This is a genomic window from Streptomyces sp. FH025 (assembly GCF_017427025.1).
Lineage (GTDB): Bacteria > Actinomycetota > Actinomycetes > Streptomycetales > Streptomycetaceae > Kitasatospora.
Window position 1 is genome coordinate 1 of the sequence record NZ_JAFLNG010001055.1, and the last position, 1,791, is coordinate 1,791.

2 protein-coding genes are annotated in these 1,791 nt (G+C 74.7%); both read left to right on the top strand.

The features are described 5' to 3' along the window. On the top strand, positions 1 to 1,126 hold a 1,126-nt coding region (wecB, locus tag J0670_RS37195), incomplete at its 5' end, for a non-hydrolyzing UDP-N-acetylglucosamine 2-epimerase (RefSeq protein WP_243438060.1). Between the two features lie 161 nt (positions 1,127 to 1,287). Continuing rightward, positions 1,288 to 1,791 (top strand): carbohydrate binding domain-containing protein (locus J0670_RS37200; protein ID WP_207817196.1); only part of this gene is annotated, 504 nt, incomplete at its 3' end.

Consider the following 1,791-nt stretch of genomic DNA (forward strand, 5'->3'; position numbering starts at 1 on the left):
GTCCAGCGTCGCCGTCGTCCTCGGCACCCGCCCCGAGCTGGTCAAGCTCGCCCCGCTGATCCACGAACTCGGCGACGCCACCCGGCTGGTGCACACCGGCCAGCACTGGGACGAGGCGATGTCCGGCCGCTTCCTGCGCGACCTGAACCTGCCCCGCCCGGAGCTGCTCACCGGGGTCGGGGGCCGTCCCCGGGCCGGCCAGATCGCCCAGTCCCTCGGCCAGTTGGACGCCGCCTTCGCCGAGGACCGCCCCGCCGCCGTGGTCGTCCAGGGCGACACCAACGCCACCCTCGCCGGAGCGCTGGCCGCCAACGCCCGGGAGATCCCGCTGGTGCACGTCGAGGCCGGGCTGCGCAGCTACGACCGCGCGATGCCCGAGGAGCACAACCGGGTGATGGTCGACCACGTCTCCGACCTGCTCTGCGCCGCCACCGAGGAGAACGTCGCCAACCTGCGCGCCGAGTCGCTCGACGGGGGCCGGATCGAGCTCACCGGCAACACCGTGGTCGAGGTGGTCCGCCGTCAGCTGCCGGACGAGGCGACCCGCGCCGCGCTGCTCGCCGCGCACGGGCTGCGCCCGGACGGATACGTGCTGGCCACCGTGCACCGCCCGGAGAACACCGACACCGCCGAGGCGCTCGGCGCGGTGCTCGCCGAGCTGGACCGGATCGCCCGGGCCGGCACCCCGGTGCTGTTCCCGATGCACCCGCGCACCCGGGCCGCCGTCGAGCGCTTCGCACTGGACGGCCTGCTGGAGCGCCTGGCCGTCACCGGGCCGGTCGGCTACGGCGACTTCCTGGGCCTGGCGAGCCACGCCGCGCTGCTGGTCTCCGACTCCGGCGGCATGCAGGAGGAGTGCACCGTGCTGGGCCGCCCGCTGCTGGTGGTGCGCCGCTCCACCGAGCGCCCGGAGGCGATGGCGGCGGGCTTCGCCGCGCTGGTGCGGCCCGGCGAGGAGCTGGGCGAACTGGCCCGCGCCTGGCTGTCCGACATCCCCGAGCGGCTGGCCCGGCTCGCGGCCACCCCGAGCCCGTACGGCGACGGCCGCGCCTCGGCCCGGATCGCCGCGCTGACCGGCGCACTCGCCGGGCCCGACGGGTCCGGGGCCGTACCGCTGGCCGCGTAGGTCCTCTTGACAGTCGAATTGGTCTACTCCATTTTGTGAGGCAAGTCTCCGTTCCCGACAGGGACTTGAGTTGTCGGTAGCTCCCGCACGCGCACCATCGACACCCCGGACGGCGCTCCCCCACAGGGCGCCGCCGGGCCTCCCCCACTGGAGATGGAGTCATGCCACCTGCCCGACACCGGCGCCCGCGCGCCGTCCACTCCCTGCTCGCCGGAGCGAGCGCCATCGCCCTCGGCCTGGGCGGACTCGCCCTGGCCACCGGCACCGGCGCCCACGCCGCCGACACCGACCTGATCACCAACGGCGGCTTCGAGACCGGCAACCTCAGCGGCTGGACCTGCACCAACGGCACCGTCCAGAGCACCACCGCGCACTCCGGCACGTACGCCCTGCAGTCCACCCCGGGCGCGGGCGACACCGGCGAGTGCACCCAGACCATCGCCGTGCGGCCCTCCTCGACGTACACCCTGAGCTCCTGGGTCCAGGGCTCGTACGTCTACCTCGGCGCCCGCGGCACCGGCGGCACCGACCCCAGCACCTGGACCAGCTCAGCGGGCTGGAGCCAGCTGTCCACCGGCTTCACCACCGGGGCGAGCACCACCAGCGTCACCGTCTACCTGCACGGCTGGTACGGGCAGCAGCCCTTCCTCGCCGACGACGTCTCG